General features: G+C 50.6%; 19 protein-coding genes. 9 read left to right on the top strand and 10 right to left on the bottom strand.

Translation table 11 applies throughout. From position 1 onward, the window contains the following. The first annotated feature begins 66 nt into the window (after positions 1 to 66). Entirely contained in the window at positions 67 to 1,044 is a 978-nt protein-coding gene (locus B5D63_RS26015; RefSeq protein ID WP_143313099.1) for a terpene synthase family protein, read from the top strand. Here the strand turns inward: B5D63_RS26015 and B5D63_RS26010 are convergent. After that, complete coding sequence (locus B5D63_RS26010) at positions 1,038 to 2,174, bottom strand: cytochrome P450 (RefSeq protein WP_159456170.1); 1,137 nt, start codon at positions 2,172 to 2,174, stop codon at positions 1,038 to 1,040. The genes B5D63_RS26015 and B5D63_RS26010 overlap by 7 nt on opposite strands. A 328-nt stretch (positions 2,175 to 2,502) precedes the next feature. Here B5D63_RS26010 and B5D63_RS26005 point away from each other — a divergent pair, with 328 nt between their 5' ends. The 4 genes from B5D63_RS26005 (at position 2,503) to B5D63_RS25990 (ending at position 7,301) form a co-directional block, all read left to right on the top strand. After that, a complete protein-coding gene (locus B5D63_RS26005; RefSeq protein WP_078671780.1) occupies positions 2,503 to 3,468 on the top strand; it encodes a tetratricopeptide repeat protein in 966 nt (321 codons plus the stop codon). Between the two features lie 242 nt (positions 3,469 to 3,710). Continuing rightward, entirely contained in the window at positions 3,711 to 4,181 is a 471-nt protein-coding gene (locus B5D63_RS26000; RefSeq protein ID WP_078671779.1) for a hypothetical protein, read from the top strand. 161 nt (positions 4,182 to 4,342) lie between these two features. Beyond that, entirely contained in the window at positions 4,343 to 6,790 is a 2,448-nt protein-coding gene (locus B5D63_RS25995) for a TonB-dependent receptor domain-containing protein (protein ID WP_078671778.1), read from the top strand. Between the two features lie 19 nt (positions 6,791 to 6,809). Beyond that, positions 6,810 to 7,301 (top strand): MarR family winged helix-turn-helix transcriptional regulator, encoded by a 492-nt coding sequence (locus B5D63_RS25990; RefSeq protein ID WP_078671777.1) that lies wholly within the window; start codon positions 6,810 to 6,812, stop codon positions 7,299 to 7,301. A 78-nt stretch (positions 7,302 to 7,379) separates the two neighbouring features. Here B5D63_RS25990 and B5D63_RS25985 read toward each other — a convergent pair whose 3' ends face one another. Further along, positions 7,380 to 9,191, bottom strand: coding sequence for a type VI secretion system Vgr family protein (locus B5D63_RS25985; RefSeq protein WP_078671776.1), 1,812 nt, complete (start codon positions 9,189 to 9,191; stop codon positions 7,380 to 7,382). Between the two features lie 728 nt (positions 9,192 to 9,919). On the opposite strand from B5D63_RS25985, the gene B5D63_RS25975 reads away from it, so the two are divergent. Further along, positions 9,920 to 10,465 carry a glycosyltransferase family protein gene (locus B5D63_RS25975; RefSeq protein ID WP_078671774.1) on the top strand — a complete coding sequence of 182 codons (546 nt, stop codon included), beginning with the start codon at positions 9,920 to 9,922 and terminating at the stop codon, positions 10,463 to 10,465. A gap of 893 nt (positions 10,466 to 11,358) precedes the next feature. Here B5D63_RS25975 and B5D63_RS25965 read toward each other — a convergent pair. The 5 genes from B5D63_RS25965 to B5D63_RS25945 form a co-directional block, all read right to left on the bottom strand. After that, positions 11,359 to 12,495 (bottom strand): efflux RND transporter periplasmic adaptor subunit, encoded by a 1,137-nt coding sequence (locus B5D63_RS25965; RefSeq protein ID WP_078671823.1) that lies wholly within the window; start codon positions 12,493 to 12,495, stop codon positions 11,359 to 11,361. 61 nt (positions 12,496 to 12,556) lie between these two features. Beyond that, entirely contained in the window at positions 12,557 to 15,829 is a 3,273-nt protein-coding gene (locus B5D63_RS25960) for an efflux RND transporter permease subunit (protein WP_078671772.1), read from the bottom strand. A gap of 66 nt (positions 15,830 to 15,895) precedes the next feature. Further along, entirely contained in the window at positions 15,896 to 17,290 is a 1,395-nt protein-coding gene (locus B5D63_RS25955; RefSeq protein WP_078671771.1) for a TolC family protein, read from the bottom strand. A gap of 179 nt (positions 17,291 to 17,469) precedes the next feature. Further along, the gene (locus B5D63_RS25950; RefSeq protein WP_078671770.1) at positions 17,470 to 18,780 is read right to left on the bottom strand and encodes a sensor histidine kinase; all 1,311 of its coding nucleotides are present in this window, start codon (positions 18,778 to 18,780) and stop codon (positions 17,470 to 17,472) included. After that, positions 18,777 to 19,460, bottom strand: a complete 684-nt coding sequence (locus B5D63_RS25945; protein WP_078671769.1) for a response regulator transcription factor — start codon at positions 19,458 to 19,460, stop codon at positions 18,777 to 18,779. The genes B5D63_RS25950 and B5D63_RS25945 overlap by 4 nt, the downstream gene beginning before the upstream one ends. 517 nt (positions 19,461 to 19,977) lie before the next feature. Here B5D63_RS25945 and B5D63_RS25935 point away from each other — a divergent pair. Both B5D63_RS25935 and msrB read left to right on the top strand, forming a co-directional pair. After that, entirely contained in the window at positions 19,978 to 21,228 is a 1,251-nt protein-coding gene (locus tag B5D63_RS25935) for a Na+/H+ antiporter (protein WP_078671767.1), read from the top strand. A 56-nt stretch (positions 21,229 to 21,284) separates the two neighbouring features. Continuing rightward, complete coding sequence (gene msrB, locus B5D63_RS25930; RefSeq protein WP_078671766.1) at positions 21,285 to 21,803, top strand: peptide-methionine (R)-S-oxide reductase MsrB; 519 nt, start codon at positions 21,285 to 21,287, stop codon at positions 21,801 to 21,803. A 5-nt stretch (positions 21,804 to 21,808) separates the two neighbouring features. Here the strand turns inward: msrB and B5D63_RS25925 are convergent, their stop codons facing one another. From B5D63_RS25925 to B5D63_RS25915, 3 genes are all read right to left on the bottom strand, one after another. After that, on the bottom strand, positions 21,809 to 22,534 hold the full coding sequence (locus tag B5D63_RS25925; protein WP_078671765.1) for a metallophosphoesterase family protein: 726 nt from the start codon (positions 22,532 to 22,534) through the stop codon (positions 21,809 to 21,811). Positions 22,535 to 22,613: 79 nt separating this feature from the next. Continuing rightward, the gene (locus B5D63_RS25920) at positions 22,614 to 23,594 is read right to left on the bottom strand and encodes a GlxA family transcriptional regulator (protein ID WP_078671764.1); all 981 of its coding nucleotides are present in this window, start codon (positions 23,592 to 23,594) and stop codon (positions 22,614 to 22,616) included. Between the two features lie 99 nt (positions 23,595 to 23,693). Continuing rightward, the gene (locus tag B5D63_RS25915) at positions 23,694 to 25,118 is read right to left on the bottom strand and encodes an aminotransferase-like domain-containing protein (protein WP_078671763.1); all 1,425 of its coding nucleotides are present in this window, start codon (positions 25,116 to 25,118) and stop codon (positions 23,694 to 23,696) included. A 78-nt stretch (positions 25,119 to 25,196) separates the two neighbouring features. Between B5D63_RS25915 and B5D63_RS25910 the strand changes: the two genes are divergently transcribed. Continuing rightward, complete coding sequence (locus tag B5D63_RS25910) at positions 25,197 to 25,706, top strand: GNAT family N-acetyltransferase (RefSeq protein WP_078671762.1); 510 nt, start codon at positions 25,197 to 25,199, stop codon at positions 25,704 to 25,706. The last annotated feature ends 11 nt before the right edge of the window (positions 25,707 to 25,717 follow it).

Genomic DNA, 25,717 nt, shown 5'->3' with positions numbered 1-25,717 from the left:
TCTTTTTTATCGCGCTCTACCGGCGCGAAAGGTACCTTTTGTTTATCACCGATTGTCACAATGTTTATGAACCAAACTGAAACTACTGCGAAGATTGTCATTCCCAGGCTGCATTGCCCGTTCCCTACCAGTGTCAGTCCGTTTGTGGAACTGGTAGCGACCAACACCTTCGATTTCCTGCACAAATACCAGCTGCTGGACAGTCCGGAAGAAGAACGTTATTTCGCCCGCTACAAAATGGCCTGGATGACCTGCCGGACGATGCCTAAGGCAAACTTTGAGCTGCTGTGCTGCATCGACAACCTTTACAGCTGGCTCTTTGTACTGGACGAACAGCTGGACCACGTAAAGCCGTCTACCGCCTACATCCGCGAAGAGAATTACCTGCAGCAGCTGATAGATGGTTTTTCCTATGTGCTCAAACACAAGGTGTCGCCGATCGACAACAAATTCTTCCATGCGCTGGCCGACATTTGCGTACGCCTTGACGCGCTGAGCAGGCCCAGCTGGCAGTCGCAATTCCTCATCAGCGTGCAGGCGACTTTCGAAGCCGCGATATGGGAGGCGAAAAACAACAAAAACAGGGAAAAACATCCGACGGTGGCGCAGTACATGCATATGCGGCTGTTCTTCTCCGCCGCCAATATCGGCACCGACATCAACGAGCTGGCCACCGGCGTATGGCTACCTATGTATGTATTACAACATCCGGACATGGTACATCTGACCGCATTGGCCAGAAGAGTGGTATGCTGGGCCAACGACCTGTTCTCTCTCCGCAAGGAGCTCGAACATGGCGACGAGCACAATCTGGTGATGATGCTCAAATACCACCACAACACTACCCTTGAAGAGGCAGTGTTGATGGCGGCATCTATTCATGATAATGAAATCGGAGAATTTGTATCCTGCAGGGCGGCATTTCCTGACTTCGGGGAAGAACTGAATAAAAGGATACAGGTCTATCTGGATGGACTGGAAACAATGGTTGCCGGCTTCTTCTACTGGAGCATTACCGATACTCCCCGCTATAACCCTTACTGATATACGCCCACGGCTGAAAACGTGACCGGTAACCTCGTAAAGCCTGTAATAATTGTACTCGGCGTCATCTCAATCCGGGCCCCCTCTTTGATCCGGAGCTTCCTGATACGGGAAAACACCACCTTTAACGCTATCTCTGTCTCCATCTTCGCCAGCGGCACTCCGAAACAATAATGTATGCCATGCCCGAAGCTCAGGCTGTCTGAATGGTTCGGACGGCGGAAATCGAATTTATCCGGCTCCGGAAACACCTCCGGGTCATGATTGGCCGATATCAGCCAGATATTCAGGTAATCTCCTTTCTTAATCTGCTGGCCCCGCAGCTCCAGGTCATGTTTGGCCACCCGCGTCATGGACTTGGCAGAAGGCAATACCCGCAGTACCTCATTGATGATATTATCAAAATCTTCCGGATGCTCCAGGTAGTGGTCCAGCACCTCCGGATGATGACAGAAAGTATAGGCGATATTCCCCAAAAGCGAAGATGTTGTTTCAAAACCGGCGAGGAACATACCTACCACTGTACCCAGAAGATCTTCGTTGTTCAGCCTTTCGCCATTTACCTCCGACGCCAGCAGATGCGAAATCAGGTCGTCTTTGGGTTCTATCCTGCGCATCTCTATCATTTTGTCGAGGTAGTTCGCAATTTGCTGTTGCGCTGCAAAAGAAGCCTGCATCTCTTCCATCGTCTTTACATTCGTAACAATGGTGGTCACCCAGCTGTGCACCTGTGCATGGTCTTCCGCCGGAATACCCAGTAGCTGCGCAATGACACGGTTAGGCAATGCAATGGCAAAATCATGGATAAAGTCCATCTCTCCCTTTTCCAGCAACGGCTCAATAATCTCTTCACACTGCTGCCTGATCCAGTCCGCATGCCTGGAAATCACTGACGGCACAAATACCTTCGCCACCAGCGAGCGTAGTTTCTTATGGTCTGGCGGATCGCTCTGGTTCAGGTTTCTGCCCATAATATTCTGCCCCAGGTTAGGGATAAAAAGATTGGAGAAGGAATTGTAATCGCCCAGGACCTGCTTGGCCTCCTTGTGCGAAAAAATCTGCCATGCTCCTTTCACGCCGTAATAAAAAACAAATTCCGGATCATACACCACCGGGTTTTCAGCTCTCATTTTTGCAAACCAGGGAATTGAATTAGGAGAAATCATAAGTGACAATCGTTTGTGCGGCCATCACATGCAGTGACCGCTGGTACATAAATAACGGTGATAAAACAAAAAAAACGGTGATAAACAGTATATCGTTACAATAAACAAAATACGGATTGTATTGCTATATAACGCATAATAGTCGCAGTGTTAACCGAGCGTTAATCACATCACTTTTACGAGTAAGCCCTGTTAAGCGCATGTTATGCTGATTTACCGCTGATCGTAATTGACAACCAGCACATCTCTAATGTGTTAACTTCAGTTATTGTTTTACACCTACACATCATCTATGGTAAACAGAAAAACCAGAAAGACAGTACCGGTACCTACTGCGCTCGAACGCCTGCTGGATGAAATATTGCAGGAAGCCGCCTCATTAAAGGAGACAGACATACAACTGTCGGCCGATAAAACCGCGGCCGCCTGGGCCCTGGTGCCGGAGCCGAAGTTCAACACGAACTGCACGCTGATGGTGCTCAATGACCATCTGCTGCGTTTGCTGGATGCCGGCCGCATACAGGAAGCCAGCAACATCGCAGGACGCTGGGTGGCAGACATAGAATCCAGCCAGGAACCGGTAGGCGAACTACGGCCATATGTGCTCTTCGCGGCTTCCCTCCTCTATCTCAACAAACCCACAGCTGCCAAAACCATTATCCGCATGACCCGCAGCTACGGCGCCCGCAAACCGGATTTCAAAGGACTGCCGGCGCTTTACTGGGACCTGTTTATCAATACACAAATGGAGGATACCGTGGTGATGGAACGTTTTCAGCAGGAGGTGCTGCAACCGCAGCGTCAACTGCCGGAGATCGAAGCGGTAGAACTACACCCGTTTCTCATCGACTATATGGCGCCCATGGTACAGCAGGGCCACAGCGCCTTTGCAGCAGGCAACTATGAAAAGGCCGCCCGCGCCTGGATACGGGCGCTGAAACAAATACCCGAACCGCAATCCGAATTCGGCCAAAGCCTCACACTGAACGCCGCTATCGGCGACGCCTTTTTTCTCCTGCGGGATTATCAACAAGCCTTGCCCTACCTCGAAGCCGCCAAAGCCAACATAGCGGAAAACGGGCAGGTCAACGCATTCGTATTGCTGCGCCTCGGGGAAGTATTGCTGGAACTGGAAGAACATGCAGACGCCCGGGAATACCTCTTGCGCGCACATACGCTGGGAGGAGAAAAACTTTTTGAAAATGAAGCGCAGCAGTATAAAGATTTTCTGCAATCTTATTTAAAAACCAGTACGTAATAAAAGAAATTTGCTACCTGGGCTATTGCGCCGTACCTTAAAAACAGGGACCTCGTTACCCTGCCACTGCAAACGCCGCTGCGGAAGCGGACCTGGAAAGCAGCATGCCTGGACCGGAAAATTCGCTGATACAGCATTTCGTGGAGCATATCCGGCATCATTTCAAAGCCGCGCATCAGAAACAGACCAAATAATGTATTTTAGATTTAATATTTTAGATTTAATATTTTAGGTTTAAAAAGATGCGCTATCTGTATTTTATCCTGCCGGGCCTCTTTGCCGCTAATACCCTGCAAGCCCAGTCCGACACTGCCGGCGTAAAACAGACGATAGATAAGATGTTTACCGCTATGCATAACAGCGATAGCGTTGCGCTCCGGGAGTGTTTTTCTTCCAATGCTGTCTTCCATACCATCGATGAACATAAAGGCAACACCACTGTCAAAAATGTTTCCGTTGAGCGTTTCTCCTCCGTGATCGCCGGTACGCCCAAAGGAGACCTGGAGGAACGTATTACCTATGGCCCTGTACAGATAGACGACCGCCTCGCCTCCGTATGGACGCCCTACCGCTTTTATCATCAGGGAAAGTTCCACCATTGCGGCGTCAACTCCTTTCAACTGGTGAAGCTGGGAAAAGAATGGAAAATACAATACATCATTGATACCCGCCGCAAGGACAAATGCGAGGAGGACGGTGCTGCTGCTCAATAGCAGACCATGCTTCTGCAGAATCCCCTTTTAAACCTCCTGAAACCGCCCCCCGCTTCCACTCATCAAGGCCGGTAGCCGGCAATAAAAATTTATGTAAGTACTTACCATTACCTGTAGACAGAGGGGAACAATAGTTCTATTTTTGCTTTAAAAACCCCCAAATGAAAAGGTCATACATGTTTACCTTTGCCCTGTTGATTTGCGTTACTACTTACATAAATAAGGCAGTTAGCCAGACGGGCAACACGTTTTACAGCATCAAAGGAACATTCGCTACGGCAGATAATACCCCGGCCAGGGACGTAGTGGTACAACTATTACAGGCAACGGACAAGAAACTGGTCAAACTGGAATACACCGACGCACAGGGGAACTTCTCCTTCGACCATCTGCCCGCAGGGCAATACCTGCTGGCGACACAGAGCATGGCATATGCACCGTGGCTGTCGGCTGCCGTCACGCTCAACAAACACCTGCAGCTGGGCATCCTCCGGTTGCAGCCCGCTACTACCACCCTTAAGGAAGCCACCGTCACCGCCAGCAAGCCATTCATTCAGCAACAGTATGATAAAACCACGCTCAACGTGGCGGGGTCTATATCTGCCGCGGGCAGTACCGCACTGGAAGTACTCGAAAAAGCGCCGGGCATCACCATCGACCAGAACGATAACATCGCTATGCGCGGCAGACAAGGCGTACAAGTGATGATGGACGGGAAACTGGTGCCCATGTCCGGACAGGAGCTCGCCAATTTGTTGCGCAACCTGTCGGCCAACCAGATTGAAAAGATCGACCTGATCACCAATCCATCCGCCCGGTACGACGCTGCCGGCAATGCCGGCATTATCGACATACGGCTCCGCAAAAGCCATCAAAGCGGCACCAGTGGTAATATGTCGCTCAGCTACGGCCAGGGGATCTATCCTAAAATTACGCCCTCCCTCAACTTCAACAGCAAAAGCAAACAACTGAACATATTCGGTTCCTACAGCTATAACTACCGGGAATTGATGAATGACCTCGATATTGAACGACAGTTTTACAATGCCGCGGACCAGTATTCCGGAGGCATCAACTATGATAATTTTTTCAAGCTTGGTTTTAATAACCACAACGCCCGGCTTGGCGCTGACTATAACGTCTCCCCGGATATTACTATCGGCATAGTGGCCAATGGTATCTTTAACAAGGGCGATATCCGCTCCAGCAGCCTGGCGGAGTCTTTCGACGTACAGCAGCAGCCCACCAGTTCTTTTGTCACCAAAGGCGATAACCATCCGCAACGCAACAACGGCAGCATCAACCTGAATTATAAACACAAACTGGACACCAGCGGGAAAGAACTGTCGGTAGACCTGGACTATGCCCGCTTCAGCAATGATGAATTGCAAAACTACCACACTTCCTATTTCGATCTGCAGCAGACGCCCGCCAAACCGGACTACCGGCTGTTTGGCAACCTGTCGGGCGACCTGAGCATCAAGTCCTTAAAGGCTGACTACTCCCAGCCGCTGAAGGGTATCGGCGCTCAACTGGAAGCCGGCATCAAAAGCAGTTGGGTGAAAGCTGATAACGATGTGCAGTTCTATGACCGGAGCAGCGGAACAGACATTCCCGATACCGGCAAAAGCAATCGTTTTAAATACGATGAAAACATCAACGCCGCCTATCTCAACGCGTCGAAAAAATGGACGCACCTGAGCGTACAGCTGGGGCTGCGGGTGGAAAACACCATAGCCAAAGGATTACAGGTCACCAATAAGGAAAATTTCGATCGCAACTACACACAGTTCTTCCCCAGCGGGTACGTGGGTTATATGTTCAACAAAACCCACGACCTGGGCGTGTCGGTGAGCCGTCGTATCAACCGGCCCTCCTATCGCGAGCTGAACCCATTCAAAGTATTCCTCGATCCGCTGACCTATTCTACCGGTAACCCCTATCTGAAACCGGAGATCACCAACGCTTTTGAGCTGACGCATACCTATAAGGAGAAGTACATCACCAAGATCGGCTTCAGCACTACCACCGATAATATCCTGACGGTGTTGTCGCCGGACAAGGAGCCTAACAGCGTTATTCAGACAGGGCATAACCTGGCACGGTATAACTATTACAACCTTAGTTTCAGTGTACCCTTCTCCGTAGGAAAATGGCTGAACAGCAGCAACGAAGCACTGGCCTATTATGGCGAATACAAAGGCGATCTGGCCAACACCCATCTGAATGCCAGCAGGGTTTCATTTAACCTTAACAGTATCAACAGCATCACCATCGATCCCAACACTTCCATGGAAGTAACGGCCACCTACAACAGTCGTACCTATTATGGCTTCCTGGATGTAAAAGGCGTATGGTTTATGGGTATAGGCGCACAGCGGCAGTTATGGAAAAAGAAAGCTTCCCTGAGGCTCAACCTCTCCGATGTATTTTTTACCAACTATACCAACGCTATCACACGGCTGACCGGCTATGGCGAGACCTTTTTCCAGCGCAGGGACAGCCGGGTGCTGACGCTTACCTTCAATTACAAATTCGGCGGCAGTACTTCCGGCGGCGGTAACAGAAAAGCTGGCGGGGCTGAAGAAGAAAAGCGCCGGGCCGGATAATTTTTGGTAAATTGGCTGCATGAACCTGGTGAACGAACTGGAAGAACTGGCGCTGGCTACACGGCTCAAAAGGCTCAGTGAGCGCCTGTCTCAGGACATAAGCAAGATATATAAGGAATCCGGGCTGGAGTTTGAAGCGCGGTGGTTCCTGATACTGGAGCTGCTGGTGCGGCAAAAGCAGTTGAGCGTTACCGAAATATCCGAATCGTTGCAGCTAACCCACCCTGCCGTAGTGCAGTTTACCGACCAGCTGCTGGCGCAGGGATTGATTAAAACAACGCCCGACAGCCGGGATAAACGTCGCCGGCTGATATCCCTGTCGGCCGCCGGCAAACAGATGCACCGCAAGATCAGTCCCATACTGGAAGTCATCCGGGAGGAGAACCGGAAATGGCTGGAACAGGCCAGCGCCAGCCTGTTGACCGTACTCGGAGAACTGGAAAAATCGCTGGATGAAAAAAGTATGTACAAACGGGTAAAAATCAGCTTGTTGGAGCAGTCAGACCAATAGTCCCGATCGTAAGCTATGAAAAAGACGATGCCCGGTCACGACAATGGTGGCCGGGCATTTGTATGAAAGAGGAATGTGTTAACCTTTGGAGATCTTCACCATTTTATTGCCTTGTAATACGGTGGTGCCGCTGCCGATAATTTTGATATCCCCGAGCGTGGTATAAAGGCTCATGGTGCCGGAGCGCAGTTTCATGGCGTCCTGGGCTGTCTGAACGATATCTTCCGATGCTTCTTCCGTGATGTTGATCGCCTGACATGTATAGGCGTCGCCGGCTTTGACCCTGACATCTGAGCCTGCGGTGGTTTCCACGTTCTCTCCCGCGTCTACGGTAATGCTTTCAGAAGCTTTCAGGTTGATATTCTTCGCGGTGAGGTCGATGGTTTCCATAGCCGTGATATGGATATTTTTGCCGGCCGTATCCAGCTGGATGGTGTTGCCGCTTTTATCCGTGATGGTGATGCTTTCGGCGCCTTCCGTGTCATCGAGGCGGATGGTATGGCCGCTGCGGGTGCGGATGGCTTTGATGTTGTTCTGCGGATCGCCGTAGTCCGTTTTGGCGTCGCCGTTATAGGCCGTTCCCATCACGTAGGGCGCTTCCGGGTTGCCATTTTCGAAGCCTATCCATACCTCTTCTCCCAGTTCGGGCACGAAATAAAACCCTTTGCCGCTGCCACCGTGGGGGGCTATCATGCGTATCCAGGGAGTAGATCCCTGTTGCTGCCAGCGGAACCGGGCGCGTACGCGGCCCAGTCCCTTCGGGTCGTTATTGTCCGTGACGACAGCGCTTTGCGGCTCGCAGCCGGTCTGCGGCCGAAAATCCACGCGGGGCATGGCGGTATCAGCGGGTATAGCTTCGAAAGTGTTTTTATAGCGTCCGTTTTCTGTGCAGAGGTGGTCGAGATGGGTGACCACAAACCGGCCGTGGTTGGCCTGTCCGAAGACGCTTTCATTGATGGAGATGATATCTCCGATGCGCAGGGCCGTGTGCTGACTGGTGCCTTTGAGGACCACCATCTGTGCCTGCCGGCCTTTTTTCTGCAGCAGGGTGAAGTCGTCCACCGTTTCTTTGGCCGCGCTGCTAAAGCCGTGGTTGAGTTTATGCAGGGAAGGCTTGCGGTACAGTTTATCGCTGACATCCTGCATGTGGGCAGTGTAATTGTTCATCTGTCCCGCTGCCTGCGCGGAAGTTTCGTTCTCCACTACCTGGTTACGGCGATATTCATATCCCGTAAAACGGGTATTATTGGGATGCACCTGGAAGCCGAGGTCGAAGTCGATCAGGTCTACCTGGTGCGTCAGGGATATTTCTTTGGGTGAGTAGTTGCCGAAGACGATCTTCTGGCCATCGTAGAAGTACCATTCTCCGTAGCGGGCCGCGAGGCGGCTGACAAAGTGATGGGTACTTTCCTTGTACTGCACGATGTATTTGAGCGGGTCGGTATTGGCTGGTTGTACGGCTGGTGCGCTGCCATAGGGGCTTACGCCTTTCATAGCCAGCGTTACGATTTCCCGGAGGGACTGCATTTCAAAGGTGGCGATGTGAGGGTCGTCTTCCAGCAGGATGGTAGGGCTGAAACCTTTTATCACGCAGAAGCCGTGGGTACCGTCGCTCTCTTTGCCGGCGTTGATACCGGTGACTACGCCGTTGAACTGCAATGGTTTCTGGGCCGCTGCCGCCTCTACGCCGGTGACGGTGATACTGATCTCTTTTCCCAGGAACTCCCTGCCGGCCGTAAAGAGGCCTTTGCCCAGCTGTGACAGCCAGTCGTAGCTGATCTGTATTTCAAAAGTATGGTGACCGTCGATGGTCTGGGACAGCTTCAGGGAATGAAAAGAAGAGAAGCGACTGTCGCCAATGGTGAAAGTGGTTCGGGTATATAAAGACATGTGCCGCGGTTTTTATAAGGTGATATGATACAAAGCAGCTTATTCGTGTGCCAGCTGTCAACAAACAATCTGCAGGGTTAAGGCAAATATTTTGTCATAGAGAAATGGTTTAACAAAAACAGGTACTGCTTCGGAATCCTAAGATAAGGTTTTTCGGGAAACGATCATCACATTATATAAATATTAAATCTGTTTTGTTAATCTTCCTCTTTTTGGATCTGTTAAACAGAAAAATGCCCGCTAAAAAGGATATTGCTGGTGTCAATTTGATATTAAATGAGTCATGATCCTGTATTCGAGTTTAGTGAGCATTTTGATGGGGAATACCTGCGAAATCTGTATAGCAGCATTGATGAAATACTGATTGTATTTGAAACCTATTGCGATAGCGTACCTCTGTGCATAAACGCTATCCGGAATTCCATGGAAGTGTCTGACTGGAGAAATGCCGCAATGGATATACACAGATTAAAGTCCGCCATACTAATAGTCCGCAGAACACACCTTTCAGAAGAACTACACAAAATAGGGCAACGTATTAACAAGGCAATCTTCCTTTCGCTACCGGATGACGAAATTTCCTTTTCCGCTGAGGCTAACGATATTATAGCTTCCTTTCATCGCATACAACTGGAAATATTGGCACATCTGCCCCTTGTTTACGCAGAAATAGACCGTATGCGTATTTACTTTAGTCATCCGCAGCGCTGTCGCTAAACTGTTATACTATGGAATTCATCAAAATCTGCACAGCTGCCATTGAAAGCGTCGCCTCCGTTTTCAGGACCGTATACAAAGCGATCAACAAGCGCAGGTCCTTCATACGCAGGATTAAAAGTAAACAACAACTACAGGTCAGTGATTTTATCTTCAATGCGCATACCGCCAACATTACCCAACTTGAAGATATTCTGCGAAAATATATCACGATTGTACAGCGTACCAAAGACCAGCTACGAGTACACATCTACACCTCCCACAATATGAGCAGAAGTAAACAGCTTGCGGCACTTCACCAGCTGCGCGAAAAGTTGCTGGACCACTATGCGGACTACCGCACCCTGTTTGACAGTACTCCCTACGGTGGTCACGCCCATATTGTTAAACATGGACTACTTAACGTTATTCTGAAACTGGAATCATTACAACCCTACAACCCGGAAGATCTGCTGGAAGCGATCAACCTTATTTCATCTGACCAGGAGCATCTTACCCAAGGTATACACCGAACGGTTTCACGGATGCAGCAAAACCTTCAACAAGCCCATTCCTGATATGCGTGTACTTTGCTTTCATCCGGACGAGACATCCATACCTTATAGCCACTATGTTGAGAGCCTCAGGAGTTACCCGTTTACAACGGTCGTGGTACATAATCACCAGCAACTAAAGCGGACGATTTTAACCGGTCAATATGAAATCGCCTTGCTGCCATGGAACAGCCGCTCATGGCTGCAGACGGTAAAAACGAGGCGTATTTCCCTTCTGCTTCGGAAGTCCTCACCCACTTGCTTCGTGCTCCTATACCGATGCTCGCCCGAGCCGATTTCGAAACTACTTGCTGCGATAATGCCCTTATCCGGCAATGTTTCATTTGGCAACACCCTTGAACCAGGTGCATTTCCTGCACTGGTTGAGAAACTGTTTCTCCGCTGGCTACAACAGCTAACGCGTAAAAAAGTGGTCGGACAACTAAAAAAACTAAACTCCATCAAGGGGATGGTAGCAGTCGACTACCTTGCAGGAGAACTGATTAAGCAGTCCCTTTCAGAAATCGGTATTCATATAAAGCTCACGGAAGTGTCAATGGACTTTGAAAGCCGATTCTTGCAGGAGTTTCCGGACTTTGTACTGTTACATTGCCACAACCGGAATGGTGACAGTGATATTGTGATAACAGCAACACACACAATACGCAGGATGCACCCCCGATGCATTATATATATCACCTGCTCTGCAGTCACATGGTCTCAGTTTCCCCAACGTTACCGGCTTCATGAATTTGCTTTCGACGAATTACTGCTGATACCGTATACTCAGGAGGAACTTCGGAGAATGCTCTTTAGAGACCTCGTTCTCCGCCGCTACCACCTCCCTCCCACCCACTCATAAAAAAGCCCCCATGCATCGCATGAGGGCTACAATGTTCCAGTGAAATGCCATGCTGTTACTTAGCGCCTGTCACGTTTACGTGTTTGATCGCCGAGCTGTCTCTTATTTCCTCACTGGCTACTTTGATAAGGGTATCGTTCAGCGCGATATCGCCGAATATTTCTGTCTGCTCATCTGTTTTGCGGCCGGTCTTTACGGGCACCCAAACAGCCATGCCGTTGACCACCTTAATGACATACACGCCCTGGGTGGAATTAAGCACCGCTTTGGACGGCACCACAAAAGCGCTGGTATGGTTTCCTGTGAGCGGAATGGCCACTTCGGCCACCATGCCGGGCAACAGTTGTTTGTCCTCATTGATCACGTCCATTTCGATGCTCTGGGAACGCAGTCTTTCGTCGAGCGCGCCGGACAACCTGCTTACTTTGGCGGTAAACGTTTGGTTGAGCATAGACTTGGTGGTGAATTTCACTTCGCTGTTATTATTCAGGTAGCTGTTATACGCTTCCGGGATACTTACCACCAGACGCAGTTTCTTTTGTTCCTGCAGGGTAAAAATAGGCAGATCGGAGCCTTTACCGGCCGGACCTACATAAGCGCCGGCGCTCACGTTCCTGCGACTGATAACACCGCTGAAAGGCGCCCGTATCTCCAGGTAGTTACGGGTATCTCCCACTTCGCGGTAAGAAGCTTTGGCGGCGTCCAGCTGTGCCAGGTCTGACTTCTGCTTGGCGTAAGCGATGTCCAGGTCGTTCTGGGAAACGGTACCGGGCGTTTTGCTGGTTTCCAGCAGGCGGTCGTAGGTGGCTTTGCTGGAAAGATAGATCGCTTCCTGTGACTTGAGGCGTGACTCTGCGCCGGACAACTGGGAATTCAGTTCAGGCGCTTCCATGGTCACCAGCAGCTGGCCGGCTTTCACTTCGCTACCCACGTCCACGTACAGCTTTTTTACAAAGCTGCTCACCTTCGCATACAGATCTACCCGTTGAAAAGCCACCAATTCACCGGGAATTTTTATGGAAGTAGACAGCTGTCCCTGTTGCAATGTAAACGCTTCCAAAGCTGGTGCGGCCGCCGCACTGTCCTTGTGCTCCTTGTCATCCTTCGCTTCTGTGGAGCTACAGCTCTGCATCGCCAGGGCAGACACACCAACGGATAAAAATATGAGGGCAAATTTTGATGCTGGTTTCATAAAATGATATTTATTTCCTGTAATTCTCATGGTATTATTTATGCTGACTGCTTTTTCCGGTTTATCCTTTCATGGGAATGTAATGTGTACTTTCTTCATCTTCCGGATCGAGCGAAACACTTTGTGTAGTTGCTTTTCCTTGTCCCCATGCAAATACCAGCGGTAAGATGAACAGGGCGGCGAAAGTGGAAGCTACCAGTCCGCCGATAACGGCGCGACCCAGCGGTGATGACTGGTCGCCGGCTTCTCCCAGCCCGCTGGCCATCGGGATCATACCCACCACCATCGCGAGGGCGGTCATAGCGATAGGACGCATACGCAGCGCGGCGGCTTCTTTGGCGGATACCAGCGCGTTGCCGTTGGTCTTCCTGATCTGCTCTGCATTGGTGATCAGCAACACCGCGTTAGAGATAGACACGCCCACTGACATGATCATTCCCATGTAGGACTGCAGGTTCAGCGTGGAGCCGGTCATCATCAGCAAAGACAGTGATCCGAGCAGTACGGCGGGCACCGTGGCCAATACGATAGCAGACACTTTGAAAGACTGGAAGTTGGCCGCCAGCATCAGGAAGATCACCACTACAGCTACCAGCAGACCGTTTTGCAAACTACCCAGCGTATCAATGAGGGTGCTGCTGAGACCAATCAGGTCTACGTTCAGCCCGCGCGGCAGCTCTCCGAGGGAGCTAATGGCTTTCTTCACTTCCGTGGAAGCAGTGCCCAGGTCAGTGTTGTTCAGGTTAGCCGTAACCGTTAGCATGGGCATTGCCCCGAGGTTGTCGTTCTCTCCGTAGGTGCTCTCGGGGGTAATAGTGGCCACGTCGCTAAGGATAGGCCTGGACGAATTTTTCAGCAAAGGTATTTCACCAATGTCATTCTGGGAAGCCAGTTTGCTTTCTGGTATCTGCACCTGTACGTTATAGCTGATGCCTGCTTTTTCATCCACCCATATATTTTTTTCTGTCAGACGGGAAGAAGAGGTACTGGCGATCAGGGACCGGGAGATGTCTCCCACGTCTACCCCCAGTTGCGCTGCTCTCACCCTGTCGATATTGATGTTCAGCGCCGGATAGTTAACCGACTGGCCCAGTTGCACATCCCGCAGGTAAGGGACCTGTTTGAGTTTATCGATCATCTTCATCGCGTATTCCAGGTTCAGTTTTTTATTTCTGCCGGAAAAACGCACCTCTATCGGTGTGGGGGAACCCTGGCTGAGGATTTTATCGGTCAGTTCAATCGGTTCGAAAGATAATTTCATCACCGGATCGATCTGTTTTACACGGTCGCGGATTTTATCTTTCAGCTCATCGAGGTTCACATGGTAGCCCTCCTTGAGCGCCACCTGCAATACAGATTCCTGCGGACCGGCCATCCAGAGGAAGATAGGCGCGGTGGAGAACAGCTGCGGATGGGTGCCCACGAAAGCGGACGTGATAGACACGTTTTCTTTACCGACGATATCATTGACGGCGTTGATCACCGCGATGGTTTTCTTTTCCGTTTGTTCGATACGGGTGCCGTCCGGCTGGCGGAGCCTTACCTGGAACTGGCCGCTGTTCACCTTCGGCAGTACGTCGCGGCCGATGATGTTCATCTGGAGCGCCACAATGAGCGCGCTGATAACGAGATAAGCCGTCACAATCACTTTACGGTAAGGCATCATGCGGTCGATAAAGCGCAGATAACGCTGGCGGATTTTTTCAAAACGACTGATTTTACCGTCACGGTTACTGTCTTCCCTTTCTACAAGTGCTTTTTTCTGTTCCCAGGTATTGCCTTCACCATGTGGGTTGAGGCCGGCGGCGGCAAACTCCTCGGCATCTGTCATCACGCTGCCGTCTTTTTTATGGTGGTGTTTGGATTTCATGATCCAGTTGGCCATCACCGGCACGAATGTTTGTGCCAGGAAATAAGACACGATCATGCTGAAACCGATGGCCAGGGCCAGCGGGAGGAACAAGGAGCCGGGGATGCCGCCCATCGTAAAGGCAGGGGCGAACACGGCGAGGATACAAAACAGGATGAGCAGTTTCGGGAAAGCGATCTCCTTACAGGCATCCCAGATGGCGAGCGATTTGGGCTTGCCCAGATCGAAGTGCTGGTGGATGTTTTCAATCGTCACCGTACTTTCGTCCACGAGGATACCGATGGCCAGCGCCAGACCGCTCAGCGTCATAATGTTGATGGTCTGTCCGAACAAGCTCAAAAACAGGATGCCGGAGATAATGGAAGTGGGAATGGTGAGGATCACGATCAGCGCCCCGCGGGCATCGCCGAGGAACAGCAATACCATCAGACCGGTAAGGATGGCGCCGATCGCTCCTTCAGACAACAGGCTTTTAACGGAATTGATCACATAGGTGGACTGGTCAAATTCATAACTCAGTTTTACGTCTTCCGGCAGCTGGGCCTGAATCCTGGGCAAAGCTTTCTTCAGGTTCTGCACCACTTCCCAGGTAGAGGCGTCGGCCGCTTTCGCGATACTCACGTATACGGAACGTTTGCCGTTGATCAGCGCATAGCTGGTGCTTACGTCCGCACCGTCTTCCACGGTGGCCACATCGCGGAGGTAGAGGTTCTGCACGCCGCTTTTGAACAGCGGAATATCTTCAAAGTCCCTGATGGTCTTGATCGTGGTGTTGGCAGGCGTGAGATAGTTTTTATCACCGATACGAACGTTACCGGAGGGCGCCGTCTGGTTGTTGAGCCGGAGGGCTTCCACCAGCTGGTCAGGTGTCATATTATGAGAGCGCAGCAGTTCGGGGTCCGCTTTGATCACCACGGTACGCATGTTACCGCCGAACGGCGTGGAGCCTACAAGACCTGGAATGGAAGTAAAGGAAGAACGCACGTATACGTTGGCCAGGTCGAGCAGTTGGTTGTTACTGCGTTTATCGCTGCTGAGGACGAGCTGTCCTACCGGCAGTGTAGAGGCGTCGAAACGGATGATAAAAGGCGGGTTGGACCCGGGCGGAAAGATGGCCTGGATACGGTTGGAGAAGGCGCTCACTTCTGCGGCTGCCTGCGCCATATTGGTACCGGGATAGAAGTTGATCTTGATGAGTGTCAACCCCTGAATGTTCTTTGTTTCCACACTTTTCACCCCGTTCACGAACAGGAGGATATTAATGTATTGTTTACCGAAAAAGGATTCCATCTGGGTGGAGGTATATCCGCCAAATGGGTGTGAAAGATAGATCACCGGCATGTCCAGCTTCGGGAAGATATCAATTTTGATCGTGGTGACCGCTTTGATACCGAAGAAGAATAAGCCGGCAACCAGCACCATGATGGTGATTGGTTTACGAAGTGCGAAACGAATCAGGTTCATACTATCTGTTTAATGTCATTGTTCTGAGTGGCTGGCCGTTACCGGCCGGCCACCTATATCCATCCGTTAGAGTTCTTTTGCAAACATGTTAAAGTCGCCGGAAGCGGAGGCTTTGAGCAACAGCGCCTGCCATACGTTGCTGTAGGCGATGTCGCGGTCTGTCTCCGCCCTGATGAGCGCATACAGCGCCTGTGTCACGTCCACCAGGTTGGTGAGGCCGTTGCGGTACAGGACCGACTTCTGAAGATAGGCGTCAGAAGCGGCTTTCACCTGTGCCGGCACCTCGTGGTAGTTGTCCAGCGCGTTGGCGATTTTAGTGTCCGACAGTTGCAGCTGGGCACGCAGCTGTTGGTCCGCCAGATCATATTCGGCCTGTAAGCCTGTACTGATCTGTTGTTGTGCTTTCACCTGCCGGGAGATACGCAGCGGCTGCGTAAGGTTCCACGTAACGCCCACACCGATCAGGTAGTTGGTACGGGTAGGTTTTACGCCATCCCAGTATGCGTGCGTATAGGCGTTAAGGTTTTGTGCGCCATAGGAGGCATCAAAACCGGAACCTCTGGTCTGCAGTACGCCCACCAGTGAAAAGGCAGGGTACATCAGGGTGCGGTAGTATCTGGACTGCTCATCGCTCAGGGCGATACGGCTCTTGTACCACTGCAGCAGCGGGTGGCTTTCAACAGCGGCAGTATCGTTGAGCATTGCCGGCACACGGGACACGAGGAAAGTATCCAGTGCAAAGTGGCCTGCAGGTACGCCCATCAGCTGGGCCAGCAGGTTGGACTGGGTTTGTTCAAAATCTATGGCCTTGGTGAGGGCGATCCTGGCGCCGGACACTTCAGCGTTGGCCTGTGAAGAGTCCACACCGGCGCTCAGGCCGTTTTTAACGCGGGTCACCACCACTTGTCGGAAAGTATCTGCCCTGTTCAGATTCTTCTGATAGGACAATGTCAGTTTCTGCGCGGCCACGAGATTTAAATAAGCAGCTGCCACCTTTACTTCGTGCTGAAAAATCTCTTGTTGCCAGTCTTTGTTATCCCGGGCGGCAACTGCTTGTGCTGTTTTTATTTTTTCTTTGGCGCGGCCAAAAGCAAAGAAGTCCCAGTTAATGTTAGTGAGGTACAGACCACCGAAAGCAGCGTTCCAGTTCTGTTCCGGCAGCGGAGCGCCGGAGGAAGCGGCTGCAAGGCCGCCAAAGCCGTACATCGGACCATTCTGACCATTAATGGTACCGTAGTCCTGTTGCGCGGAGACGTTAAGGTTAGGCAGATAATCTCTCTTTGCCTGGTCTATGCTCGTTTTGGAAGCAGCAGCATAGTTGGATTTCGCCTTGATGGTACCGTAATTATTAATCGCTGTTTGAATAGCATCTTTCAATGTAAGTACCTGCTGGGCTTTCACGGAAGTTGAATGAACACCAATCAGAAAAAGAAGGATCAGCCAGTATTTATTTCCAATCATGTAGGGAGAATTTTGCAGCATGGTATGAACTAAAGTTGTTAATCCGGATACAAAAAGACGCCATCATTTTGAAGCAATTTTGAAGTAGTCATTTTTTTCTCCTGCCGGGGAAAATAAAAAAAGGCAAGACGAGAAGTCTTGCCCCTAAAAGGTTTCAGCGTATCCGTGGGATACTGTTATTATGCGGTCACTACCGCTGCTGTTTCAAATTTATCCTGTTCCGCCTCGTTAATGACACTTTCCGGACAAAAGTCTACCTGCAAAATATGCAGCGGGGCTTTGTACCGGTAAGACACTTTAAAGTCACATACTTCGCAGATCTGTTTTACGATAGCCAGCCCGAGACCTACGCTATCGCTGCACTGGTTACTTTTGCGAAAACGTTCGAACAGCTCTTCCGGCGGGGTTTCCGGTGGAAGACCGGTATTTTTGATCACCAGCTTTTGTTGTTTCAGAATGATGTGGATCATGCCGTCCTGTACGTTGTGACGGATAGCATTGCCCAGCAGGTTGTTCATCAACATGTCTGCCAGTACGGGATGTATCCTGAGCTGGATATTTTTGTCCAGTTCTCTTTTGACTTCAATATTTTTCATCTCCAGCCTGTCTTCGTATGCCGCCAGCACGTCTTTGGCTACACGGCAGAATTTGATGTGTTCCGTCACCGCAAATTCATTGTTCTCCATTTTAGAGAGGAGGATAAGTGAGCGGTTGATCTTCGACAGCTTTTCGATAGCGTGATGCATATCAGCCAGCAAGGTGGCCTGGCATTCATCAATATTGGTTTCACTGAGCAGTTCCAGTTTACCGCGGATCACTGCCAGCGGGGTTTGCAGCTCATGGGAAGCATTTTCGCTGAACTGTTTTACCGCCGTGTATTCTTCCACTGCCTGGTCAGTCATTTTTTTCAGGAAGGTATTCAGTTCTTTGAATTCCGTTGTATTGGTCTGTGGGAAAGTGATCTTTTTCTTCAGGTCGAAGTTGTGGATTTTCTTCATGGTGAGCCGCAGTGTATGCAGGATGTGCTGCGACAGGAAACGCGCGGACACCGCCACACAGATAATGATGAGCAGCAGTTTCCAGGCCACGGTATCGAGGATGGCGTTGAGGATCTGCCGGGATGCCGGGACGTAGCTGGAAGTAGTTACTTCATAGGCCTTACCGTTAATCGTCATGAAGGTACTGACGGTGAGGCGGCTCTCCAGGCTTTTGTGGTTGCCGTCGGGGTCGGGGTCTTTCCGGATACGGAAGCTGTCCGCCGGCAGGACCGGTAATGAAGTGAAGGTCGTAAAGGAAGCGTCCCGTGGTATGTTGACCGACGAACCATCGGTCATACGGGCGGCGGCCTTTATGTTGACCGTTTTCAGGCGGGCAATCTCCACATCATCTATCTTTCTTTCTATATTATTCAAACAGATATAGGAAGTGATGGGTGTGGTGACCACAATCACGCCAATAAACCACAATGTAAATTTATCAACCAGTTTCATACTTTGGAAGCATTAAATTTATAACCCAGTCCATACACCGTATCTATGTAATCCGCTCCGTTTGCCGCGCTGATTTTCTTACGAAGGTTTTTGATATGCTGATATACGAAATCAAAATTAGCTAAATTATCGGTATAGTCGCCCCACAGGTGGGTAGCTATCGACTGCCGGGAGAGCACCCTGTTTTTGTTGACCACCAGGTACAGCAGCAGGTCAAACTCCTTGCGGGTGATGTCCAGCAATAGCCCATTGATAGAAGCTTCCAGCGTATCGGTATTGAGCGTGATCTCGTTAAAGGTGATGATGTTACTGCCGGACAGCTTTTTACGCCGGTAGATCGCTCTGAGGCGGGCATGCAATTCCGGCAGATGAAAGGGTTTGGTGATATAGTCGTCTCCCCCGCCCTCCAGGCCCCTGATCTTATCGTCCATGGCATCTTTGGCGGAGATGATCAACACGCCGCTCTGGATGCCCTGTTCCTTCATAAATTTCAACAGTTCCAGCCCGTTCCCATCGGGCAACATGATATCAAGCAATACACAGTCATATGAATACAGCAATAACTTCTCCTGCGCTTCATCAAAACTATAGGCCAGCTCACAGATGTACCCTTCCCTGAAGAGAAAATCATGAATGCTGCTGGCAATTTCTTTACTATCTTCTACTACTAACACTTTCATATAAAAGCTAATGTATAGGCAAATTTTGAAGCAATCTTGAACCGCTGATGTACAGGATTGTAACTGACGATCCTGATCCAGGAAGATCAACGGGTGATCACCCCCTGTTTATCTTTATTAAATATTACCTTTCAATCCAAAACACATCAATAAATATTATATTTAATTAATAAAACAATATATTAGCCATGTTGAAATGAAGCGAAACGAAGGGCAAAATTAACGCAATTTTATGGTCAATAGCGAGCGCTAAGGTAACAATCATGACCATCACGATGCAGGGGGAATTGAATTTTTGTGGCATCGGTTTTAGGTACAAAATATTTATGGTATACGCACGAGCGTCCACCTGAATTGTTATTTAGGATAAGAACCCATATTTTTATTTTCTTGTCGAAGTATTGCAGACTTATCTTTCTTTCATATGAATGTTGATGAGCCCAAAACGGTGCAGTTGATTTTTTTAATGTTCCCATCAGGGTCGATTGCATAGTATCTAACTTTTAATTATCTACTGATGGAAAATTATACCGTCCTGTTAGTGATCATGGCGATCATGATTGGTGTATCCGGTATTGCGGAAAAGATAAAACTGCCTATTCCCGTGTTGCTGCTGGCAACAGGTATTGCGATTGGTTTTCTGCCCAGTATGCCTGGCATTGAGCTGAACCCGGAAATTATCATGCTGCTGTTCCTGCCGCCGTTGCTGTATGATGCGGCGTTTAACATTTCCTTTCGGGAATTCCGGCTCAATATCAACACCATCGGCACGTTGGCCATCGGGTTGGTTTTTATCACCACCGGCGGTATTGCCGTGGTGGCCTACTATCTGATACCCGGCATGACATGGCCGCTGGCTTTTGTGTTGGGCGCTATTCTTTCAGCCACCGATGCGGTGGCCGCCATCGGTATCACCAAGGGACTGGGGTTGCCGCATAACACGGTCACCATCCTCGAAGGAGAAAGCCTGGTCAACGATGCTTCTGCGCTGGTAGCCTACCGGTTTGCCGTAGCGGCGGTAACAGGCGTGGCTTTCGTTACCTGGAAAGCGCTGTTGCAGTTTGGCCTGGTGCTGGGCGGCGGTTTTGTGATCGGCGTGATATTGGCGAAGCTGCTGGGCATCGTGCTGCGTTTCTTCCGTACCAACGATATGGTGGTTATCTGCCTGATGCTGCTGATGCCCTTTGTCACCTACGTGGTCGCTGAGCACTTTGCGGTATCCGGAGTGATCGCCGTGGTGACGCTGGGGCTGGGAATGTCAAGGCTGAGCAGGATGAAGCTGCCGGAAGCGCTCCGCGATCAGTCAAAACATTTCTGGGATGTGATCATTTTCCTGCTGAATGGCCTGATTTTTTTGCTGATTGGATTGCAGTTTCCGCTGGTACTAAAAAAGATGCAGGAGGCGGAAGTATGGCCCTATATCGGTTACGCCGCCATTATTGCGGTGGTGGCGCTGGGTATCCGGCTGGTGCGGGTGTACCTGCAGCAGTTCAACCTTCAAAAGGCTTTTCTGGGCAAGGGTAAGGGTAAGCGCCGTGTCAGCCAGCATGCGTTGTTTGATTCGAAGACAAGTTTTATTATTACCTGGTCGGGCATGCGGGGAATTGTTTCGCTGGCCATCGCGCTGGGCTTGCCGACGGTATTGGAAAGCGGGAGTCCCTTCCCGATGCGCAACGAGATCATCTTTCTTTCCATCGCCGTGGTATTATTCTCCCTGCTGGGCCAGGGGCTGTCGCTGCCCTGGGTGGTCCGGAAATTCAGTAAATAACGGATGTCCGGTGATGTCGCCGGTTATTCGTAACTTACAACTACGAAAACACTGATATGAAAGCACTGACTTTTTTATTGGCGATATTGATCACCGGTTCTGCCTGTCAGAGCCAGCAGAAAAAACAGCAGCCTATGACAAGCGATGCGCCCGCCAATCCGTATTATTCACGGACAGACACCGAGAAACTGCATGTCACGAATGCCGAATGGAAAAAGGTACTGCCGCCGGAACTGTATGCGGTGGCACGGGAGGCGGCTACAGAAAGGCCTTTTACGGGAAAATACTGGGATGCCGACACCAAAGGCGCCTACTATTGTGCCGTATGTGGCAACGCGCTGTTCCGCTCTGACGCCAAGTTTGCCAGCAGCTGCGGGTGGCCCAGCTTCTTCGAGCCTATCCGGGCGGCCAGCGTTATCTATAAGGAAGATAATTCCTATGGTATGCACCGGACAGAAGTACTGTGCGGCAGATGTGAATCACATCTCGGCCACATCTTCGACGATGGTCCGCCACCTACGCATAAACGCTTCTGCATGAACTCCGTATCGCTCGATTTTGAACCGCTGCAGTAATCCTGTCAGCGGTCACGCTCATGACGTATCACTTCTGCCTTCACCTCCTCGCCGGTGATGGTAACGATACTATATCCAAAATAAGACAGGTCTACCTGCACCTCGGTCGCTTCTTTCACAAACTGTGCGCCGGTGGCTGGCGTTACCGTCTGATGTATATTTTTCTCCTCCCGCTGGTCGGTGACATGAAGATGCCCGCAAAAAATGTATACGGCGTGCGGATGGTCCAATAACAACGCTTTTACTTTTTCCCTTCCCTGCAGCGGTTGCAGGCCATCCAGGAACACCGGTATTTCCACCACCGGATGATGCAGGAACAACAACACCTTACCCGCCGTTTTCAGTTCCGCTTCCAGCCACTGCAGCTGCGCATCGGTGATCGCCTCGCTGGCGGTGTCCAGGAAAATATACCGGAAACCATCTCTGTCTGCGCTGTAACACATCGTCCCGTCAACCAGCCCCGGTGGCGGATAGTGCTGCCGCACATCTTCCAGTTTGTCGAAATTACCCAGTATGATATTGTACTCCGGCGTATATTGTTTTAATGCATCAAAAAGGAAAGCATGTGCAGACGGTTCTCCGATATCCCCTCCTATTACCACTTCCCGGATACCTTTGCCGGCAATTTCCTGTAAAAGCAATAGCAGATTTTCGCGCGCAGGCACCTGTTGGCCGCGGGTAAAAGCATCATCCAGATGCATATCGGTGACAAAAGCGAATGAACGGGTCATATTGAGGTAAGTTTTACTGCTGAATATAGCGCATTATCCGGTCACCTGTATGTCAAAATACGGCAACGGTTATACGTTGCTATATTTCAGCCATCTTTTTATTGTACCGGTTGCGGTATTCATGTGGTAACAGGCCCGTCACCAGTTTGAAGGAATTGCGAAACGTTTTGGTGTCAGAATATCCTACGTCGTACATGATGTCATTTATTTTACGGTCGCCGTCTTCCAGGTGTTTTTTGGCAGCCTCAATTTTCACACGCTGGATATATTCATTCATGGTATTGGAGGTAGCTTTCTTGAAGCGCCGTTCCAGGCTTCTGCGGCCAATGGCCAGCATTTCGGCGAGCGCGTCTACCCTGATTTTTTGCTGGAAGTTGTTCTCGATAAATTCCTGTGCCTGTTTCACCGGCTCGTCATCATGTTCCTTCTGCGCCTGAAAAATGATAAAAGGCAACTGGGCAGAGCGTTCCAGGTCCACCTGAAAAAACTTCGCGCTGTAAATAGCCGCGTCGCGGCCGGCGTATTTCTCCACGAGATATACCAGCAGGTTCACCAGCGAAAGGCCGCCACCGCTGGAGTAGATACCGTTTTCGTCGGTAATGACTTTTTCCTTGACAAGATTTACTTCAGGGAACATATCGCGGAACAGCGCCGCTGCTTTCCAGTGCGTGGTACATTTTTTTCCGATCAGCAGCCCCGTCTGCGCCAGCAGGAAGGCACCGATACAGAGACTGGCCACTTCTGCGCCTTTCTCATATTGTTCACGTATCCAGGCTACCAGCTCCCCGTTTCTTGCCAGGTTGTCCTCCACATTTTTATGTAATGCAGGAATAATAACCAGGTCCGTTTTGTGCAACTCGTGAACAACTGCATCCGTCTGGATGGTAAACAGCCCGTTGTTCAGCTGAACAGCGCGCCAGGCGCCTACGAGCTGCACGTGGAACAAAGGAGCTTTGCCCTGGCTGATGAGAAAATCATTCACTTCTGTAAAGACATGGCGGGCGACTTCAATACCGGTCATAGCGGCACCGAGTGGAATCACAATAGATACGTGCTTCATAAGACAGCGTTATAAAGTTTGCAGGTTTCTCATTCCATCACAAGATAAAATATTTATCAGAATGATGAAAGCCCTGTTCCCCCGGACAGCGAGCGGCCGTCAGCACATGCTTCTGACCAGGTTTCCCAGTTTACGTACCGCCTGCTCCACCTGCCTGTTCCAGTGCTTATTGCAACTGATACGGATATAGTTACGGTAGCCGCCGGTGCTGGAAAAAAGCGGGCCCGGTGCGATATTGATATGATGTTCCAGTGCCAGTTTCTGCAGCTTCAGGGCATCTACCTGCCTGGGCAGTTCCACCCAGAGCACCATACCGCCGTCGGGCTGACTGATCCTTATGCCGGAGGGGAAATATTGTTCGATGTATTGGGTGGTCAGCAGTACCTGTTTATGTATCAGCGGCCGCAGTTTGCGGAGATGCCGCTGATAGGTGCCGCTGGCCAGCAGGTCGGCCAGTGAGAGTTGCAGCACCGAAGCGGTGGCCACATTGGTGGTCGCTTTCAGCTGCGCTACTTTTTCCATGAAGCGCCCCGGGGCGCACCAGCCAACGCGGAAGCCTGAAGCTACCGTTTTGGAGAATGATGTACATAACATTACCCAGCCGTACCTGTCATATGTTTTTATGGTAGAGGGCCTGGTAGGACCGAAATGCAGTTCACCATAGACATCGTCTTCGATGACCGGCAGCTGCCTTTTCCAGGCCAGTTCAGCAATCCATTTTTTCTTTTCGTCCGACAACACGACCCCGTTGGGGTTATTGAAGTTAGAGATGAACAGGCAGGCGGCGATCTCGTAGGTATCGACGGTTTCTTCCAGCTGGCGGAGGCTGATGCCGTCTTCCGGGTCGCAGGGCAGTTCTATCACTTTCAGCTTCAGCTGCTCGAGGCATTGCAGGATGCCGTAGTAGCAGGGAGATACCACCACGACCGCATCGCCGGGATTGGTGACAGCCCGCAGGCACAGGCTCAGTGCTTCGAGGGTGCCGTTGGTGACCAGTATATCGTTGGCCGAGAGGCTGCCGTTCCAGTAAAAAGAGAGCCGCGCAATCTGTTCCCGCAGCAGTCCATTGCCCAGCGTAGATTCATATTGCAGATGCGCCCCGGTAAGATCGCGGGAAGCTTTCTGTAAACTGCGCCGCACCGCGTTAAACGGCACCATATGTGTTTCCAGCGAAGCATTAAAAAAGGAGATAAACCCCGGTGGATAAGGTCCCGCGTCTACGGGCATTTTGCTGATGATGCGGCTCACATTGACCTCGCGGATGGCAGGGGCTGCTGTGGTGGCCACCGGCTGCTCCGTATGCCCCATCGATTTGCGCAGGGGCACATAGCCCGATTTTTCCCGGGAAACCAGCAACCCCTTATCTATCAATAAAGAGTAGGCTTTTAACGAAGTGCCCACACTCACCCCGAAATGTTCACTCACAGCACGCAGCGAGGGCAGCTTCTCGCCCAGCGGATAAGTCTCATTGTTGATCATGGCCTCTATCCGGTTCGCTATCTCTATGTATTGAAAGTCCTTCATCTGTTACACTAAAATATTCAAAATCTGTATCTGTTACAGTACCCGCAAAGTAAATAATTTTGAAGAAACAATTGCGCCATGGAAATAATCAACAGCACCGTTGCAGACATAGACGATATCTTTTACCTATATGACGAAGGCACCAAATATCAGCGACAGCAGGGAACGAACCGTTACTGGAAAGGATTTGAGCGGTCTGTAGTGGAACAGGAAATCGGAGAAAACCGGCAGTGGAAAGTGGTGGTGGACAACAAGACGGTTTGCGTATTTGTCACTACCTTCAGTGATCCGTTGATATGGGGAGAAAAGGACCACGAACCTTCCCTCTATCTTCATCGTATTGCCACCCATCCGGCATACCGGGGCCGTGGATTTGTGAAACAGATCGTTGACTGGGCCAAACAGTACGGAAGGGAAAACGGCCGGCGGTATCTGCGGTTGGACACCGGCGCCGGTAATGAAAAGCTGAACAACTATTACGTCAGCTGCGGCTTTACCTATCTAGGCGTGGTTTCCATTCCCGATCCGGAGGGATTGCCTGCCCACTACCGCGATGGCGGCTTTGCTACTTTTGAGCTTATCCTTTGACATCTACCTTA

Origin of the sequence: Chitinophaga eiseniae (assembly GCF_900167135.1) — a bacterium.
Taxonomy (GTDB): domain Bacteria; phylum Bacteroidota; class Bacteroidia; order Chitinophagales; family Chitinophagaceae; genus Chitinophaga; species Chitinophaga eiseniae.
The sequence above is the reverse complement of the archived record's forward strand: the minus strand, read 5'-3'. Positions and strand labels throughout refer to the sequence as shown.